At 47.6% G+C, this 1,600-nt stretch carries 2 protein-coding genes; both read right to left on the bottom strand.

Going from position 1 to position 1,600, the window contains the following annotated elements; all coding sequences use genetic code 11:
• Positions 1-123: 123 nt before the first annotated feature.
• Positions 124-378 carry a DUF7660 family protein gene (locus tag EMM73_RS19740; RefSeq protein WP_127688470.1) on the bottom strand — a complete coding sequence of 85 codons (255 nt, stop codon included), beginning with the start codon at positions 376-378 and terminating at the stop codon, positions 124-126.
• 11 nt (positions 379-389) lie between these two features.
• The coding region (locus tag EMM73_RS19735) for an RHS repeat-associated core domain-containing protein (RefSeq protein WP_186435312.1) at positions 390-1,600 on the bottom strand (1,211 nt) is incomplete at its 5' end.

Below are 1,600 nucleotides of genomic sequence, written 5' to 3'. Positions count from 1 at the left end.
GGGGCACGGGGCAAGACTTGACCCCATTGGTCCATTGGTTCGTTGGTTCCTGACCCCGTTACTTCTTCTAAAACCTTCAATCATCCTGCCGGACACTCGGACGGGACAACAACAGGTTCATGATCATTCATAAACTTTTGCTGCAAGTAAAATTTCAGCGAAAGCTTTCCAGCTAGGTTGGACAGGAGTCTCTCTTCCGAGGTTTTTATACAAATTCTCCATTGAGAAAGTCCATGCACTTATAGCATCCAAGAACCTTTCTAAATCTGGATTTTCCCAATCCCCTGGGTTTTGGATTAAATCATTCTTCAACTCATCAACAAAGGACGCCAAATCTTCCCTTGTTGATATCGCTTCTGCTTTTTCTTCTAAATTCATTAGTTCGCCTATTATAAAGAGCCACGAATACCAATGATCATACCATCATTGACCGTGGTAAATTTTTTAGGTAGTTCTTTAGCTATTTCGGCAGCAGTTGCTGGAACAGCTTTTACTTGCACACCAGCTTGATGAGCAGCAAACAACCGTCTGTTATCAAGTGTATATGTCTTGCCATCCTGAACGAAGGTTCGAATTGGCGGAAGATCATTTGGTGAAACTTTCCCAGAAGCCAGATCGTCAATTAACCCTTGAACGGAACGACCATCACTAAATTTGACACCGATGCTGTCTTGGGTAAATCGGATATTTTTCGTATCCACTAATCCCTTTGTAACCTGCGAAGCCGCCTTCCATCTCTGAAAGGCTTTAAACGCCACTTTTACCGCTACGCCGCCTGGTATCAGCCATGCCGTCGCATCTGCTGTAGCAATAGCCCATTCGGTATAACTGCAGGCATTGCTACTGGCGCAGCTGACCAGCGCAGAACCCGGCACAAGATCTACCGCCATTTCCGCCAACATCCCGGCATCATCCCAGAATGAGTTACCATTCACGGCTTGTGCAATACCCGCTGTTACTGCACCATTGGCAAACTTTCCTCCGGTCAGCTCCGAGATTGTCCCCCCAACCAACGCTGCCACTATAGCACGGGCTGCATTCAGTCCATCGCCCACCCCAGGTATCAACGAGTTGACATCTAACCCTTTGGTTAAACCCGCACTCCAGAAACCATGCCCAAATTTTCCGCCACCAAGGACTGAACTTACTCCGCCCGCCACAGCATGAGTGCCTATATGGCCTGCTCCGCCCTGAGCAAAAAATCCTTTGCCTTTAAAGCTGGCACCTATCTGCTGAAACGCGGCCCCCGAAATAGCCCCAACTATTGCGCCTCGCAAGCTACCTGTTGCCACGCCTCCCGACATAAAACCAAACATTGCTGCCTGATACCAATTGGCCGCAGCCCAAGCCCCCACTCCAGGGATAAGCAACAACGCAAAACCCATAAATGGTGCAAATTTGCCAAGCATTTTATTAAGCTTTTTAAATATATACCCACTCGGGTCGGTATAACTCATCGGGTTATTCAGCACATAACTGTATCTGTTATAACTCTGCAAATTAGTGGGTGATTGAATAAACGGATCCGCCTGCATAAACCTGCCCAGCACAGGGTTATAGGTGCGCCCTCCCATATGGATCACCTCAAAGTCATTCACCA

Source organism: Rheinheimera sediminis, from assembly GCF_004005375.1.
In the GTDB taxonomy this organism is placed as follows: Bacteria; Pseudomonadota; Gammaproteobacteria; order Enterobacterales; family Alteromonadaceae; genus Pararheinheimera.
The sequence above is the reverse complement of the archived record's forward strand: the minus strand, read 5'-3'. Positions and strand labels throughout refer to the sequence as shown.

What these genes read in the sequence shown, in the direction of transcription:
- EMM73_RS19740 (WP_127688470.1), bottom strand. Translation starts at nt 378, where the DNA reads ATGAATTTAGAAGAAAAAGCAGAAGCGATATCAACAAGGGAAGATTTG.